The sequence below is a fragment of the Aliiroseovarius sediminis genome (assembly GCF_022678485.1).
Classification (GTDB): Bacteria; Pseudomonadota; Alphaproteobacteria; order Rhodobacterales; family Rhodobacteraceae; genus Aliiroseovarius; species Aliiroseovarius sediminis.
The window spans coordinates 24,290-40,103 of record NZ_JALBYP010000039.1 but is presented as its reverse complement, the minus strand read 5'-3'; the positions used below and the strand labels follow the sequence as shown (position 1 = coordinate 40,103).

General features: G+C 56.7%; 17 protein-coding genes and 2 pseudogenes. 14 read left to right on the top strand and 5 right to left on the bottom strand.

Annotation, left to right across the window (positions count from 1 at the left end; all coding sequences use genetic code 11):
- Positions 1 to 38 precede the first annotated feature (38 nt).
- Positions 39 to 407 (bottom strand): hypothetical protein, encoded by a 369-nt coding sequence (locus MN186_RS15800; RefSeq protein ID WP_242115333.1) that lies wholly within the window; start codon positions 405 to 407, stop codon positions 39 to 41.
- A gap of 210 nt (positions 408 to 617) precedes the next feature.
- Here MN186_RS15800 and MN186_RS15795 point away from each other — a divergent pair, with 210 nt between their 5' ends.
- From MN186_RS15795 to MN186_RS15785, 3 genes are all read left to right on the top strand, one after another.
- Positions 618 to 869, top strand: coding sequence for a hypothetical protein (locus MN186_RS15795; protein WP_242115332.1), 252 nt, complete (start codon positions 618 to 620; stop codon positions 867 to 869).
- Between the two features lie 124 nt (positions 870 to 993).
- Positions 994 to 1,251 (top strand): helix-turn-helix domain-containing protein, encoded by a 258-nt coding sequence (locus tag MN186_RS15790; RefSeq protein WP_242115331.1) that lies wholly within the window; start codon positions 994 to 996, stop codon positions 1,249 to 1,251.
- Positions 1,252 to 1,417: 166 nt separating this feature from the next.
- Positions 1,418 to 1,642, top strand: coding sequence for a hypothetical protein (locus MN186_RS15785; RefSeq protein ID WP_242115330.1), 225 nt, complete (start codon positions 1,418 to 1,420; stop codon positions 1,640 to 1,642).
- An 89-nt stretch (positions 1,643 to 1,731) separates the two neighbouring features.
- Here the strand turns inward: MN186_RS15785 and MN186_RS15780 are convergent.
- Positions 1,732 to 1,878 (bottom strand): annotated as a pseudogene (locus MN186_RS15780) (IS110 family transposase); the annotation flags it as partial.
- Between the two features lie 136 nt (positions 1,879 to 2,014).
- On the opposite strand from MN186_RS15780, the pseudogene MN186_RS15775 reads away from it, so the two are divergent.
- The 6 genes and pseudogenes from MN186_RS15775 to MN186_RS15750 form a co-directional block, all read left to right on the top strand.
- Positions 2,015 to 2,287, top strand: a pseudogene (locus tag MN186_RS15775) (transposase); the annotation flags it as partial.
- Positions 2,288 to 2,638: 351 nt separating this feature from the next.
- On the top strand, positions 2,639 to 3,910 hold the full coding sequence (locus MN186_RS15770) for an ABC transporter substrate-binding protein (protein WP_242115329.1): 1,272 nt from the start codon (positions 2,639 to 2,641) through the stop codon (positions 3,908 to 3,910).
- The gene (locus tag MN186_RS15765) at positions 3,867 to 4,850 is read left to right on the top strand and encodes a carbohydrate ABC transporter permease (RefSeq protein ID WP_242115328.1); all 984 of its coding nucleotides are present in this window, start codon (positions 3,867 to 3,869) and stop codon (positions 4,848 to 4,850) included. The genes MN186_RS15770 and MN186_RS15765 overlap by 44 nt, the downstream gene beginning before the upstream one ends.
- Complete coding sequence (locus MN186_RS15760; RefSeq protein ID WP_242115327.1) at positions 4,840 to 5,649, top strand: carbohydrate ABC transporter permease; 810 nt, start codon at positions 4,840 to 4,842, stop codon at positions 5,647 to 5,649. The genes MN186_RS15765 and MN186_RS15760 overlap by 11 nt, the downstream gene beginning before the upstream one ends.
- A gap of 20 nt (positions 5,650 to 5,669) precedes the next feature.
- A complete protein-coding gene (locus MN186_RS15755; RefSeq protein ID WP_242115326.1) occupies positions 5,670 to 6,419 on the top strand; it encodes a glycerophosphodiester phosphodiesterase family protein in 750 nt (249 codons plus the stop codon).
- Positions 6,416 to 7,495: an ABC transporter ATP-binding protein gene (locus MN186_RS15750; protein WP_242115325.1), complete on the top strand. Its 1,080-nt coding sequence runs from the start codon at positions 6,416 to 6,418 to the stop codon at positions 7,493 to 7,495. Before MN186_RS15755 ends, MN186_RS15750 begins: the two co-directional genes overlap by 4 nt.
- A gap of 249 nt (positions 7,496 to 7,744) precedes the next feature.
- Here the strand turns inward: MN186_RS15750 and MN186_RS15745 are convergent, their stop codons facing one another.
- The 3 genes from MN186_RS15745 to MN186_RS15735 all read right to left on the bottom strand — a co-directional run bounded on the left by MN186_RS15745 (position 7,745) and on the right by MN186_RS15735 (position 10,130).
- Positions 7,745 to 8,971 (bottom strand): IS256 family transposase, encoded by a 1,227-nt coding sequence (locus MN186_RS15745; RefSeq protein ID WP_242115324.1) that lies wholly within the window; start codon positions 8,969 to 8,971, stop codon positions 7,745 to 7,747.
- A gap of 120 nt (positions 8,972 to 9,091) precedes the next feature.
- The gene (locus MN186_RS15740; protein WP_242115323.1) at positions 9,092 to 9,847 is read right to left on the bottom strand and encodes a hypothetical protein; all 756 of its coding nucleotides are present in this window, start codon (positions 9,845 to 9,847) and stop codon (positions 9,092 to 9,094) included.
- 121 nt (positions 9,848 to 9,968) lie between these two features.
- Positions 9,969 to 10,130 carry a thermonuclease family protein gene (locus tag MN186_RS15735; RefSeq protein ID WP_255744440.1) on the bottom strand — a complete coding sequence of 54 codons (162 nt, stop codon included), beginning with the start codon at positions 10,128 to 10,130 and terminating at the stop codon, positions 9,969 to 9,971.
- A 287-nt stretch (positions 10,131 to 10,417) separates the two neighbouring features.
- Here MN186_RS15735 and MN186_RS15730 point away from each other — a divergent pair, with 287 nt between their 5' ends.
- The 5 genes from MN186_RS15730 (at position 10,418) to MN186_RS15710 (ending at position 15,663) form a co-directional block, all read left to right on the top strand.
- A complete protein-coding gene (locus MN186_RS15730) occupies positions 10,418 to 11,716 on the top strand; it encodes an extracellular solute-binding protein (RefSeq protein ID WP_242115321.1) in 1,299 nt (432 codons plus the stop codon).
- 126 nt (positions 11,717 to 11,842) lie between these two features.
- On the top strand, positions 11,843 to 12,760 hold the full coding sequence (locus tag MN186_RS15725) for an ABC transporter permease subunit (protein ID WP_242115805.1): 918 nt from the start codon (positions 11,843 to 11,845) through the stop codon (positions 12,758 to 12,760).
- A gap of 4 nt (positions 12,761 to 12,764) precedes the next feature.
- Positions 12,765 to 13,607, top strand: a complete 843-nt coding sequence (gene ugpE, locus MN186_RS15720; protein ID WP_242115320.1) for a sn-glycerol-3-phosphate ABC transporter permease UgpE — start codon at positions 12,765 to 12,767, stop codon at positions 13,605 to 13,607.
- Positions 13,607 to 14,680, top strand: a complete 1,074-nt coding sequence (gene ugpC / locus MN186_RS15715) for a sn-glycerol-3-phosphate ABC transporter ATP-binding protein UgpC (RefSeq protein WP_242115319.1) — start codon at positions 13,607 to 13,609, stop codon at positions 14,678 to 14,680. Before ugpE ends, ugpC begins: the two co-directional genes overlap by 1 nt.
- On the top strand, positions 14,677 to 15,663 hold the full coding sequence (locus tag MN186_RS15710) for an endonuclease/exonuclease/phosphatase family protein (RefSeq protein ID WP_242115318.1): 987 nt from the start codon (positions 14,677 to 14,679) through the stop codon (positions 15,661 to 15,663). The genes ugpC and MN186_RS15710 overlap by 4 nt, the downstream gene beginning before the upstream one ends.
- Positions 15,664 to 15,814 lie beyond the last annotated feature (151 nt).

Here is a 15,814-nt window from a genome sequence, read left to right as displayed (position 1 = left end):
CGGAGGCAGGTGCTGCGACCAGCCAGAGACAGACGAGGCTAGGTGTCAGCGCCCTTGTCTGATGGGACTTTGTCTGGCGGGGCGAATTTGTGCGTACGGCTTGTCCCCGCCTCAAGCGGCAGGTCGACATGCGCAAAGCCAAGGCCAATGAAGAATGACACCACGCCAGAGATCGTCTTGAACTCGCGGATCTTGATATCGTTGTAAGTCGTCCGCGTACGGGCGGTGACGAGGAGCTTTTCCACGCCATCATCAGAGACAACGCGCATGATCCAGACCCCGTAATAGCTGGGGCCCTTCTTGTGTGCCGACTCCTGGCACAGGATTTCTGCGCTATAGCCGCTTTCCACGAGCTCGCGGAACCTGGCTTCCGTAACCACATTTGGTGCTTCGATGTCCCAGTTCATGGCCCGGCTCACGCTTTCTCCAATGGCGCGACCCCAGGCATTCCCACTTGAAGCCCAGAGTTACGATAGTATACTATCAGCCGCAAGATGTAATATCGTGCTTTAGCTGTAGTTTGGTCACGCAAACACTAGTCACGGCCAGTGTCTGCGATCAAGGAGATAACAGGTTTGAGAAACCCAAGGTTGACAGGCCTGCTCCCATTGCAAGCTATGGTCCTTCTGATCTGCGTTCCCGGGCAGGTTTTGGCGGAATCCTGCTTCGCCCCGGCCCGTCCTTTCGTGCCAAGCGATTCGCAGGCAGCGCGGGACTATGCAGACATCATCCGTGGCGATTTCGAAGACTACATCCAGGATATCCAGAGCTACTTCCGTTGCCTCGACAGCGAACGCGCCCGCGCCTTCGAGGAAGCGCGCGAAGTCAGCGAGGACTACGGCCGGTTCCTGCAATTGGTAGGGGATTGATGGGCAACCTCGGGAGCATCAGACTTGCAGCCCATGGAAACCAGACGCCGATAACACCCTCATATATCTACTTTTTAGATAACAGATTTCATCCGCTAGCGACGTCACAAAAGGTATGTGACGCGTGGCAAAGACAATCAGAAGCACGGGACAGGTGGCACTCTGCCAAGCATTGGTCGACGCCCGCATCAAGGCGGGCCTCGGTCAGGAGGACTTGGCGGTCAAGCTCAAGTGCCATCAATCCCTCATTGCCCGCCTTGAAAGCGGTCAGCGCCGGGTCGACGTCGTCGAACTGGTCGTTCTGGCGCGCGCCATTGGCTTTGACCCCTTCAAGGTTCTGGCGATCGTTGAAGCCGCCACGGAGCCCGACCACCGGATTTGATCCATTTCATCTTTCGAGAACACGGGAGCTGACTTCTCCCGGTGTGAATTCGTTACCGCGAGGACGAACAGTAACCGATTTTAACGAGGCCCGGCACACGGTTGCAGCAAACGCTTTGGATCTGAGCTGCTATCCGCAACGCCAAATTGCAGGAAGTCAGTAAACAGTGAACGAAAATGAGGTCGAAGGCGTCGCGATCGCCAATTTGATTGCAGCCGATGAAGAAACCATTGTCGGCTGGGTATATCGCTGGAACACAGGTGCTCTGGCAATCCGGTGGGACATCCATGGCCCGCAGCGTGTCTCAAAGATTTACCCGGAGCTCTGCGATGCGGATAAAGCTCAAATTGACTTCGCGTCTCTCATGCAGCTGCCCTGTCGCAACGACTGACATGGTAGAATATGGCCTTTATGGCCCTCGATTGTGTGAGTGTGCCTGCGTTGCAGGTTTGATTTCGTACAAGGCTCTGCGGGACACCACCGGTTGAAGTCGTCGAGTTGGTTCAGAACAGTCAGACGGCGGCGGCGCTTTCTGCCCGGAACCGAGATCAAAACTTCATGGCGGGCTTTTGCGATATCAATCGCCACCAGGACAGGCTCGGCCTGTGCAATACTGGCATTGGTCATAGTCGGTCTCCCTTGCGGTGTGGTTTGTGCAAAACCACTGTAGGGACCTGAGCTCGGCTATGATCACCTGCTGCGCTATTTGGGGGCTGCGCAGGCAATCATAGCCTCTAAATCAACGCCATTCCGAAGGTGTTACGGCACTGAATACGTCAGTGGAACGCTAATGGAATGGGCCGAACAAAAAGGCATCGCCCTGGCCCATATCCAGCCCGGGAAACCGCAGCAGAACGCCTATGTCGAGCGCTACAATCGGACGGTCCGGCATGAATGGCTGGACCTCCACATCTTCGAAACTATCGACCAAGTGCAGCAGATTGCCACCGAATGGCTCTGGTCTTACAACAACGAGCGCCCCAATATGGGCAACGGCGGCATGACGCCCGTCCAGAAACTGAGAATGGCCGCGTAAATTCTACGACCAAGCCCCCGTAAAAACGGGGAGATTACCCAATCTGCCGCCCGCTCAATCCATCCTGAAAATGAGCACGACGGACCTTCAAATACAATTCCACGGTGAATATCCTCACGCCCTCCCAAAACAGAAAGGGCAAAAGTGGACGACTTTTACGCCGCCCGCGACAACACAATGCCGCCGCTACCGTGGCCGAGTATTGCTCTGCCGATTACAATTGCTCATAAAAGGGTGCAACTATACTGTATTAATCTACGTTTGTTACTTATTTTTCATGTGTTTTTATTAATATCGTTACAATAGCTGTCTATTCCGTACCCTGATGAAACTGCAATTAATATTGCAAAAATGGGTGTTGAAATGATTGCACGTATCAAGAATATTACAAGCGCAGGGCTGTTGGCTTTGCTGGGATCAACGACTTTAGCCGCGGCGGATGTGACCGTTGAATTCTGGCACAGTTTTGGTGGATCTTCTGGTGATGCGCTGAACCGTATCATTGAAAATTTTGAAGCGGAAAACGCTGATATCAAAATTGATGCGCAAGAGATCGGCAACTACAACGACATCGTCACGAAACTTCAAGCGGCGATCCCTGCGCGGCGCGCGCCTGATGCGGTGATCATGGAAGTCACACGATACGGTTTGTTCGCGGATCGCGATGTGTTGAAAGATTTGACAGCCTATGTTGACGCAGATCCACTCAAAGATGATCTGTTCAACTTCGCCCGCGAAGTCGGCGTGTATGAAGGCAAAAACTATATAGTACCGTTTAATTCCTCAACACCTGTTTTGTATTTCAACAAAGCGATTTTCCAACAGGCCGGCCTTGACGAAAATACACCTTTGAAGACTTATGATGACCTGTTGGCTGCCGCTCAAAAAATTACACAAACACTTGGCGAAGACGGCATTTCTGGTATCGCCGCTCCCGGACAATTTGCGCGCTGGGGTTTGGTCATGGACAATGACAGTGATCTGATCGATAGCGTTTCTGGTGATATTTTGCTCGATGCGCCAAATACGATCGAAGCCTATGAATTCATGGCGTCGCTGGTGCATGAGCACAAGGTTGCTTCGCCCGATGGCGTGACCCAAGAAAACAACGGTCGTGATGCATTTTTGGCTGGCAAAGTTGGTATGATGATCAACTCGACTGGCAACTACGGGCGTTCGACGTCAGCTTTGGGTGACGATTTGGCTGTCGTGCCGATGCCGTGCAATAAAGTCTGCGCCGTGCCAATCGGCGGGGCAGGGATCGGTATTTTGTCTACATCTGAACAAGAGGTTCAAGACGCGGCATATAAATTCATCAGCTTTGCGGCCTCTCCTGAATCCAATGCTATATGGTTTTCAGAGACAGGTTACATGCCGATCAATAAAAACACTGCAGAACAACCTCTTGCGATAGAAGCACTGGCTGAAAAGCCCGGCATCGATGTGGCTATCAACCAACTTGATGTTGCTCGCGGACGCCCTCGTCCTCCGGTCGTGACATGGATGCGCGCCTCTGAATATGATCTATGGCAAGCTATGGCATTGGGCCAACGTGAAGTACCAGACGTCTTGAACGAGTTTGCTGAACGCACGCGCGCAGAAGCTGATCGTCTTAAAAAATAATCCGGAACTCAACAAACAAGCGAGGCTCCAATGCGTTGGGGCCTCGTTTCATGATTTGGAAGGCCCCTTTATGTTGCGCCGTATGACGCCCTATCTTTTTGTGCTGCCGCTGCTCGGATTCATCGCGGTCTTCACCTACATCCCGATCGCTCAAAGCATGAACCTTAGCCTGCGCGAATGGGACTTTCTATCGCCGACCAAGCCTTATGTCGGGTTTGATAATTATCGCCTGCTTTTGGACAGTCGTGAATTTTGGAACGCTCTGCGTGTGACGGCGATCTTTGCTATTATATCAGTGCCGCTGCGTTTGCTTTTGGCACTGTTCATCGCCAATCAACTTTTACGTGAAACTTTGGTATCGCGCTTGATGCGAGGCGCGCTGTTTTTTCCATCTGTCACGTCGACCGTTGCCATCGGCGTGGTGTTTTCTTGGGTCTTTTCGACAGATTACGGCATGATGAATGCGCTGCTGTCGAGCTTTGGTCTGCCAAAAGTGGCATGGTTGCAAGAACCGCATGTTGCCTTGTGGGTGTTGATCTTTGTCAATACGTGGAAGCAACTTGGCTACGACATCATTATATATATCGCGGGCCTGCAAGCGATTGCGCCTGAACTGTATGACGCAGCGGCTGTTGATGGGGGGCGCAAGGCCCATGTCTTTCGCCGCATCACTGTGCCGCTTGTGATGCCGACAACGTATTTCTTGCTGATGATTTCAGTGATCGAAGCTTTTCAAGTTTTCACCATAGTTGACGTCATGACCAAAGGCGGACCTGCGGGGGCGACGGATTTGTTGGTCAATATGTTGTACCGCGTGGGGTTCAATCTGTTCGACATCGGTGTGGGCTCTGCCTTGGCGGTGTTGCTATTCGCATTCCTCATTACATTGGCGGTGGTTAAATCCCGCGTTATTGGGCGAAAGGTACATTATGAAGCCTGAAAATCCATTTGTGGCCGTCTTAGCGTTGGTCGCTGGGCTGCTGTTTTTGTCGCCTGTTTTGTATTCCATCTGGATGTCGTTTCAGACGGCTGATGCTTACTACACGGGCAATATCGACTTTACGTTTCGCAACTATGAGATGGCGATCGGACAATATAATTTTGCGCGCTATCTGGTGAATTCGGTGATCGTGTCCGGACTTGTGACGCTCATTGGTTTGGCAGTGGCTACCTGTGCCGCGTTTGCCTTTGCGCGCTATACATTTGCGGGAAGTAATCTGTTGTTTGGGGCTGTCGTGGCGACATTGATGATCCCAAGTCATATCACTTTGATCCCGAACTATCTAACGCTGGCTAAGGCGGGCCTGCTGGATACCTATGCGGGATTGGTTTTGCCTGCGGTATCTAATGGATTTGCGGCCTTTTTCTTACGTCAATTTATTCGCGGCATCCCGCGTGCGCTGGATGAAGCGGCCTATATGGATGGGGCATCGCCTTTGAAGGTGCTGTGGCGGGTGATCATTCCGCTGTCAAAGCCCGCTATCCTGTCGATGGGGCTCTATATTTTCATCTCGGAATGGAACAATTATATTTGGCCGCTTGTCGCGATTGGACGCGAAGATCTTTACACATTGCAGATCGGTTTGGCACGCCTGTACCGTGTGAATCCAGGCGAAGATATCATCGATTGGCCACTGGTTATGGCGGCCTCAACCATCACCATATTACCCGTTCTTGTTGGTTTCATCTTGGTCGAACGTCATTTGATACGCGGCATGATGATGGGAGCAGTAAAGTGACGCACACTAGGATTAGTAATATGACACGCATTGCATCGCATCGTGGTGGCACGCTGGAGTATGGCGACAGCACGCCTTTTGGGTTTCGTACAACGGCATCCCTGCCGCTGGACGAGGTCGAGTTTGACCTGCACCCAAGCAAAGACGGCGCTATCATGGTGCATCATGACCCGACACTTGACCGCACAACAGATCGTACTGGGGCGCTGAATACCCTTACAGAGGCCGAAATTCGTGCCGCAAACATCGACTATGGCATTGATGAACATCCCATATCGCTCAAAGAGCTTTGCGCGTTGTATCAACATAGTTCGGTGAATTTCAGGTGTGAATTTAAGCCAGATCAAAACGGCGCGCCTTATGCAAATTTTGTGCCGAAAGTGATCGAGAAATTGTTTCACAACGCCATGTTGGAACGTACAGTTTTTTCGTCTTTTTTGATTGCCAACCTCGATGAGGTCAAGCGCCACACAGCGCGTCCTTGTTTATGGCTTGTCAGTCCTGCGGTGCAGAAACAACTGGGAATGGCGACAGTGATTGACGTGGCAAAACAGCATGACATCCCTGAGATCGGATTGAACATTGATCACGTCAGTGAAGATGTGATGATGCAGGTAACGGATGCTGGTCTAAGCTTTGGGTGTTGGGCCGCACATACCGAACCCCAGATCAGAAAAGCGTTGGCTATGCGAGCCAAAGTGTTCACAACAGACCGCCCCAATCTGGCGATTGCGGTGCGCAAAGCATTTATGCAAGAGGCAGCCCAATGAGCGCGATCACTTTGAAAGACATTCGTAAATCCTATGCGGGTGGGCCACAGATTTTGCATGGTGTATCGATGGATATCCAGCACGGCGAATTCATTGTTATTGTTGGTCCTTCGGGATGCGGAAAGTCCACGTTGCTGCGGCTATTGGCGGGGCTTGACCCTTGTGAGCAAGGTGAACTTTTGATTGATGGCAAACGGGCGAATGACCTGCCGCCACAAGATCGCGATATCGGGATGATCTTTCAAAACTATGCGCTGTATCCGCATATGACGGTTTTGGAAAATATCGCTTTTGGATTAGAACTGCGCAAAGTGCCAAAAGTGGAACGCCTAAAACGAGCTCGATCTGTGGCGGAAACATTGCAGCTTACATCGTATCTGGATCGCAAACCTGGCGCGCTATCTGGTGGGCAACGCCAGCGGGTTGCTATGGGGCGTGCAATGGCGCGTGATTGTTCGACGTTTTTAATGGATGAGCCTTTGTCAAATCTGGACAATGCTCTGCGGGTTGCCATGCGCACTGAAATTAAAGACTTACACCGTCAACTTGGGGCAACGATCATCTATGTGACACACGATCAAACCGAGGCACTATCATTGGCTGACCGTGTCGCGGTGATGAAGGACGGGCATCTACAGCAGTTCGATACTCCAGATATGATTTACGATCAGCCGGTCAATCGCTTTGTTGCTGGTTTTTTAGGCTCGCCTGCCATGAATTTTGTCCCATCTGACTGTATTGATGATTGGGGTGGCGCGCGTGATATCGATGTTGGGTTCCGGCCTGAGGCCTTAAGCTTAAATCGCAGTCCTGTCAGCGGGCCTTCCATTGCTGCGCGCGTCGTTCTGACTGAAATGACAGGGGCGACTTTCATCGTACACTGCGAAAGTGAAGCTGGCCGACTGTCAGCGGTTGTGGCGCGAGGCGAAGAATTGCCGCATGAAGGGGATAAGATATGGCTGTCATTAGATCCTTCGCAAGTACTGTGCTTTGATGCTATATCTGGGGTTAGATTAGACCTTCCAGTGGTGCATCACAGTCAGATGCCCAAAACGCATGTGAAAGAGACTGCCTGATGCTCCGCAGCGGGGAAATTCATTTATGATTGATCGACGCAATCCCCCTACGGACCTCGCTCAACTTATCACTCAACATTTCGGAAAATTAACGGATGCTGATACGCGCCTTCTTAAGGCTTTAACCAGCGACCCGATCCGCGGGGCTGTCTGACGTCAGCACCTGTGGGACAGATTTGTTGGGTGGTGTCTCGAATCTGGTGGAAATTCTCCGGCGGCCGTCCTCCGAGCATGATGATTTGGGCCTGATCAGGCCGCGAGGTCAAGGCTGATCGGGGCGATGGGCTGAGCCAGCGTTTCCCAACCGTCCACTTTCCGCATCTGGATCTGGCTCGATGCCATCAGCGCCCAGAGCAGCATCGGCACGGTTTCGGCGCAGGGCAGCACGGTTTGGGTTTTGATGCGGCGGCGGAACTCCTCGTTCAGGCGCTCGATGGCGTTTGTCGTGCGGGCTGATTTCCACTGCGGCGAGTCCAGCCGGGTGAAGGTGAACAGCTGGTCTCCGGCCTCTTCCAGGCTGTCCGCCACCGCGCGGCATTTCAACCGCCATTTGCGCAGGAAGGCCTTGCGACGCTTGTCGATTTCAGCCGCATTTTCGGCATAGATCATGTCGCGATAATCCTCGGTCAACTCGTCCTGCATGGGTTTCGGGGCGTGGCCGAGAAGATTGCGATGCTTGTGAACCGTGCAGCGCTGGATCGGCAGGTCCTCTCCCCAGAGCGCGACAAGAGCGGCCTCAAGACCGGGGGCGCCGTCGACAATGACAAATTCCGGTCGCTTCAGGCCGCGCGCGTCGAGATCGCCGAGAAACTCGGCCCAGGCAGCCTTGCTTTCACCGCCCATATTCATGATCGAAAGCAGCACCTTCTGCCCGTCCCGGCGCACTCCAATGGCCGCCGGCACCGAGATGTTGGTGGCTTTCTTGTCAATGCGCGTCTTGATCACCGTGCCGTCGAGAATCAGCCGGACGATGTCCTCATTGGCCAGGTTGCGCGCCACCCAGGCATCCCAGTCGACCTTCACCTTGCGCCAGGCCCGGCTGACCACATCCTTGCTGACCGCGCCTTCGAATAGCCCATACAGCGCCCGTTTCACGCGCCGCGTGTTCGTGCCTGCCAGATAGACCGAGGCAATCAGCGCTTCAGCCTTCTTGGTCAGCCGCTGATAACGCGGCAGCGCCTTCGAGCGCCATTCCGTGGACTTGCCGGTCTTATCGACGGCGCGGGCACGCGGCACGCTTATCGTCTCGGTCCCAAACGTGCCAATCAACTGACGCTCCCGGTGGCCGTGCCGGTAGCCCGTGGGTTTGTCGGTGCTGCGGTCATAGCGGCAGCGCCCCAGAAACGCCTCCAATTCCTCTTCGAAAACCGCCTCGATCGTGGCGCGGATATTTTCTCGAAGGCGATCCTCGATCGGATCATGGCCCGTTTCATTGGACAGTAGCAAAAGCGTGGCAGTGTCAGTATTGTTCTTCATGGCGTGATCTCCCTGGCGGTGTCAGCCGCCGGTTGGGTGGGTTCAAGTCACCCGCAGATTACGCCACCTTCGAATTTCTACCACCTTCGCGACACGACCGACGTCGCTGCGGCGCAACAGTCAGTAATTGACCTGCTCGAAGCCGTAATTCCCGTCATAATCACGCCACTCCACAAAGACGGATCTGTGATAAATGCTCGGGCAGTGCTCGCGCCATCGCTCGAGACCGGCATGCGCAGCCGGAAGCGCTGCGGGTGACGACGCCCTCCACGAAAAGTCGCCCTGTGTACCGTAGGTTCCAAGCACGACGGTCGCGCTCCGATTGCAATCTCCATCCTCTCCGGATTCCCGTTGCCATGCATATCGTACATCGAACACGCGAATGGAGCGCACGAAATTGAATTCCGGCCCGCTGATATCGATGTCGGCGCGGTCTTCTACGAGATGGAGGGCGTAATCAGCCCTTACGAGGTTGTCCCAGGCCGCATTTGAACCTTTGGGCTCGAGCATGCCGCCTGCTGTGGCGGCCTGATCAAAGAGCGGGGCTGAAGAGTTTGATGCGGTTCCTGAACCACCATATAGGGCATCGAAGATCCGGTCCGTGGGGCGCGACCTGGCAGGCCCATCGTAAGACGCACCCATGGGGCAGCGCCAAATCTGCAGCGGTGGCTCCACTGGCCAAGGTGTGATGCGCCGGATGAACTCGGCCCGCGCACGTGCGCAGGGCACGGAAGCTGGCCATCCACCGGACAAACACAGTAGGATGGCACAATCGATCTGATAGGTTTGGGCGCGTGCTTGCGTCGCAACTGTTGGGCCGGTCAAGGCGAGAGCTAAAAAGGCCACCAGAGGGAGGTTTTTGAATTCGAAACGCATGGCAAGGACCCTTGACGATCTTCACCCAGCATACATACGAAAATATACTATTGCAACATTGGTGATGCGTATTGCGGTTGCGTTGGTCGGCAAGATCGCGATCTTACAGCCTCGCCCGTCGTCATCCACCACGTTGCGCGCGGCGCCAGTCCCACGGCATGTCAAAGCGTCCGGACCAGATATTGCGCCGTGCGGATCTGGCTTCGGTCTCATCGCGGATGTAGTCGCGGCTGTATCGGCGATAAGCCACGGCCCACCCTTCACGCACAAGCCAGGCGTTCAGATCGGTACCGTCTTGATGACAGGCCGCGCAAGCCGTGTAGTAGGGGACAGAAAGGGTCTACGGGTTCACGCCACAAGGTCGAAAGTGGCGATTGCCCCCCGCGGTCGGGGAGGTCGAACGCGGTGGGGTCGGGAATACAGGGCAAGCCTGCCGCAACCGAAAAGGACACACGGCCTGCTTTCGAGGAAACTCAGCGCCGTGTTACAATGTTTTCACGAGAATGATGAGAGATTGTTACAAACCCGACGTACGAGGGCGTATATCAGAATACAACAATGAGGATCACCATGATCAAAACTACAAGCATCGCGATCGGTTCCATACTGACTGCAACGACCGCAATTGCCGCCACTGATATCAGCTGGTGGCACGGTATGGGAGGCCGTAACGGCGAGGTCATCAACGAGATTTCGCAGCAGTTCAACGACGCACAGGATCAGTGCAACCTTACGCCGATCTCGCGCGGAACCTACGAAGAGGCATTGTCGTCGGGCATCGCCGCCTTCCGGTCGGGCGAGCAGCCCAACATTCTGCAGGTTTTCGACGCAGGTGCTGCGACGATCATCTCGGCCGAAGGTGCGACCATCGCCGCAGAGGACCTGATCCTCGACGCGGGCGAAGAGTTCGACCGTGAAAACTTCATCCCCGGCGTCCGGGGCTTCTACGCTGACTCGGACGGCAAGTTCATCGGCATGCCTTTCAACTCGTCGGCGCCGATCATGTACTACAACGCCGCAGCCTTCGAAGAAGCCGGTGTGCAGCCCCCGGAAACCTGGGAAGAGTTCGAAGAGATCGCGCCCGCGCTGAAAGAGGCCGGCTACCTGCCGTTGACTGCCTCGCAACTGACCTGGATGATGGTCGAGAACTTCAAATCGCGGAACAACCTGCAGTTCGCGACCAATAACAACGGGTACGACGCCGTGGACGGCACAGAGATCATCGTCATTGATGAAAATCAGGTGATGATGTTCGAGAAACTCAAGGAATGGGCCGACGAGGGTCTTTTCGGCTTCTACGGCGCCGGCTGGGGCGACAACCTGCGGCCCTTCGAAGAAGGCGAAAGCGCGATGTGGATCGGCTCATCGGGGTCGTTCGGCGGGCTTCAGCAGTCTATGTCGGACGACTTCTCTGCCGTATTCTTGCCTTACTGGGACAGTATCGAAAGCGCCGGCACGCAAAGCTTCATCGGTGGCGCCGCGCTGTTCGCGATGGCCGGGCATCCGGACGAAGAGAACACCTGCACCGCGCAGTTCTTTACCTTCCTGACCTCGCCCGAGGTACAGGTCTACTACCATAAGAACACGGGCTACGTGCCGATCACCGAAGCTGCCTACGAAATGGCGCGCGACGCAGGCTACTACGAAGAGCAGCCCGTCGCCGAGGTCGGCATCAAGCAACTTCAGCTGGAAGGCGGCGAGTGGACCTCGGGCTACCGCCTGGGCTTCTACCCGCAAATCCGCACCGTGATGGAGCGCGAGTTTAACCGCATCTTCTCGGGCGAAGTCGAAGTCCGCGAGGCCTTCGAGACCATCGAGGCCGAGGGCAACCAGCTGCTGGAACGTTTCGGCCGCACCGCGTCGAACTGATCCTGCCACAGCACTGGGGCGGAGCGTCTGCCGCTCCGTCCTTTCTTTCATTTCGACTTTCGGGAAACCCACGTGAGCAACACCCATTCATCCGCCCAAGCCCCGCGCCGGCCCTTCGCGCGGCTTATGCGCGGCCTTGCACGGGCCGGCGTCTCGTCGCCGCAGAAACGGGTCCAGTTCAACCGGCCACTGACGCCGTGGTTGTTCCTGGCCCCGCAGCTAGCCGTGGTCGTGATCTTCTTCTACTGGCCCTCGGTCGAGGCAGTGCTGTCGTCGTTCTACATCGAAGACCCCTTCGGCTTCGGCGCGACCTTCGTGGGGACGGAGAACTACACCGACGCGCTGACCAATTCGCGCTACCAGGCGACCGCCGTTTTCACGGCGTTCTTTTGCGTCGTCGTCACCGCTCTGTCACTGGGCATCGGTCTTCTGCTTGCCGTGAAGGCCGACAAGGTGATCCGCGGGGCGGGACCTTACAAAACGGTGCTGATCTCGGTATACGCCATCGCGCCGCCGGTCGCAGGGATGATCGGCATGATGATCTTTGACCAGCACATCGGGCCGATGACCGATCTCTTCGCCTTCTTCGGCCACGACCTGCGGGTCGGCGTGAATTACTGGGACACCGCGATCGCGGTCACCACAATCTCGGTCTGGAAACAGATCCCCTACAACTTCATCTTCTTCCTGTCGGGGTTGCAGACCGTGCCCGTCTCGGTGTGCGAAGCCGCGCTGATCGACGCGCGGTCGGGCTGGCGGCGGTTTCGTGATATCGTGATGCCACTTCTGGCGCCCACCGCGTTCTTCCTGCTGATCATCAACATCACCTATGCGATGTTTGACACCTTCGCGATCTTCGATGTGGTGGTGAAGGACAAGCCCGCCAACAACCCGATGACGCTGGTCTACAAGGTCTATCTCGACGGTTTCAAAGGTAACGACATCGGCGGATCCTCGGCCCAGTCGGTGATCCTGATGGTGGTCGTCGCGGCGCTGACCGTGGTGCAGTTCCGCTTTATCGAACGCCGCGTCCACTACGGGTGATGAAATGCAACGTGTGAAACCTTTCGACCACCTTGTCCTCATCCTTGGCGCGCTCTTCATGGCGCTCCCAGTGATCGTGGCGTTCATGTCCTCGACCCACTCAGCGATCGAGATCCATAGCAGCGGCCTTTACCTCACGCCCGGCGACGACGCCGCGCAGACCTACACCAAGGTTCTGACAGCGCGTGGCGGCTTCACCGGTGACGTCACCGGCCTTCTGATGTTGGGCAACTCGATGATCATGGGGATCGGCTTCGCGGTGGGCAAGATTGTGCTGTCGATGAGCGCGGCCTATGCGCTGGTCTATTTCCGTTTCCGCTTTGCCACGCTTATGTTCTGGGCGATCTTCACCACGCTTCTACTGCCGCTCGAAGTGCGGATCATGCCGTCCTACCAGGTGATGTCGACGCTGGGACTCCTGAACTCCTACACCGGGCTCATCGTGCCGCTACTTGCGTCGGCGACCGGCACCTTTTTCTTCCGGCAGTTTTTCAAGTCCGTCCCAGACGAGCTGCTCGAAGCCGCACGGATCGACGGGGCGGGACCGTGGAAGTTCTTTCTCGACGTGTTGGTGCCGCTTTCGAAGACGATGATGGCGGCGATCTTCATCATCATGTTCATCTACGGTTGGAACCAGTACCTCTGGCCGCTGATCATGACGACCGACGAGTCGTTCTACACCCTGATGCGCGGAATCAAGTCGATCCTGCAGGTTTGGGTGGGCAGCCAGATCCCCGATTACAACGAAGCCTTTGCACTGGCCGTGCTGGCCATGATCCCGCCCGTCATCGTGGTGGTGGTGTTCCAGCGCATGTTCATCAAGGGCCTAACGGAAAGCGATAAATAATGGCAACTGTAACCCTTTCGAATGTCGGTAAGACCTATGCGGGCGGCGTCGATGCTGTGCGCGACGTGAGTGTCGATATCCAAGACGGCGAATTCGTCGTGCTGGTTGGCCCCTCGGGCTGCGGCAAGTCCACGCTTCTGCGCATGGTCGCGGGGCTAGAAACTGTGACCGAGGGGAATGTGCGCATTGGCGACCGAGCGGTCAACACGCTCGACCCTGCCGACCGCGACATCGCCATGGTGTTTCAGAACTATGCGCTCTACCCGCACATGACCGTGCGGGACAATATGGCCTACGGGCTCAAGAACCGCCGCACGCCGAAAGACGAGATCACACGGCGCGTGGAAGAGGCCGCGCAAATGCTGGAGCTTGGCCCATACCTCGACCGTAAGCCGCGCGCGCTCTCGGGTGGTCAACGCCAGCGGGTCGCGATGGGCCGCGCAATCGTGCGCCAGCCGGCGGCGTTCCTGTTCGACGAGCCTCTATCGAACCTCGACGCCAAGCTGCGGGTGTCCATGCGGGGCGAGATCCGACGACTGCAGAAACGGCTGGGCACCACGTCGCTATACGTTACTCACGATCAGCTTGAGGCGATGACGCTCGCTGACAGGTTGATCGTCTTGCGTGACGGCGCGGTGGAGCAGATCGGCGCCCCGCTAGAGATCTATCGCCGCCCGGCCTCAGCCTTTGTCGCGGCCTTCATCGGCTCGCCCGCGATGAGCCTTCTGGACGCCAAGGTGGCCGAGGGCCGAGTCTGGATTGGCGACAAAGCCGTGGCGCCCACCGCCGTTCCTGCGGGTGAGGTGACGCTGGGCCTGCGGCCCGAGGGTCTGCGCATCGCCTCGGACGGGGCGCTGTCGATGCGCGTCGATTACATCGAGGAGTTGGGTGCCCAGCGGATCGTTCACGGTTTCGTCGATGGCCAGAAAGTCGCTGTGACTGAAACCGGAGCAGAATCGCTACCAGCTGATCTGCGCCTTGCCGTCGATCCTTTGGCGCTGCACTTCTTTGACCTCCAAACCGGGCACCGCGTGCCGCAGGCCGCCACTCAACCTGTCGCGGTGCCCGCGTGATCCGCGAAACGGTCGCCACGCTTCCCGTCCCGAGCGCCGCGCAGCGCGACATCGACGGGCTCACGCGCGACGTAGCCACCCATGACGCCCATGCCTCAGAAGTGGCGGCCCTGCATGCCATCGAACTACGGCAGGGGCCGGCGACTGCGCCGCTTGCACTGCCGTTCAGGGTCGGGGCCTGGAACCTCGAACGTTGTCTTTTTCCACCTGCTTCGGCTGCACATGCCAGCGATTGTGATGTGCTGCTGCTGTCCGAGATGGATTGCGGCATGGCGCGCACCGGCCAGTCCCACACCACGGCGGAGGTCGCCGGCAAACTCGACATGGGCTATGCCTACGCGGTCGAATTCGTCGAAACCGGGCTGGGTTCGCCCATCGAGGCGGAATTTTGCGCCGATACTCAGAACGCTATCGGCTTTCACGGCAATGCTGTGTTGTCGCGGGCAGACCTGGGCGCACCATTCGCCCTGCGCCTGCACGGCCATCGACAGTGGTTCGACGACGCCGAACAGCCGCGGGTGGGTGAACGCATCGCAATTGGTGCTCGGGTCGAGACTGCGGCGGGTCCCATGCTATTGATTGCCGCCCACCTCGAAAGCGCCTGTTCCGCCGCCCATCGTCAAGCGCAGATCGCCGGGCTGATCGACGCGCTCGACACCGAGTTCCCGGGGCTTCCGGCGCTGATCGGCGGCGACCTGAATACCGGCAACCATGCGGGCGGCAACTGGCGCGCCGAGGGATTATTCGCGCTGGCCGAAGCTGCGGGCTTCACCCGTCATGGCGGGGATGAAGCAGTCCCCACCACGCGTCCCAGCCTGATTACCCGCTGGCCGGAGCGCGCAATGAAGCTAGACTGGTTCCTAGCCCGGGGCGTCACCTTGGGTCCGGTCGAGATCCGGTCTTCGATCGCTCCCGACGGCACGCCACTTTCCGACCACGACATGATCGTGGCGGACGTCCTGAGACTGAGCCTCGGCAAATGAAGCATTGCAAGGTCTGGAGCGCTTTTCTCCCGCATAAGGCCTCACTACTCTGAATCTGGAGGGTTCTGTGAGGTCCGCGAGCACAACACCGATGCTACCGCACGTGTTTCGGACGAACTGGACCTGTCGCGGTTTGATGCCGCTCCTTTGA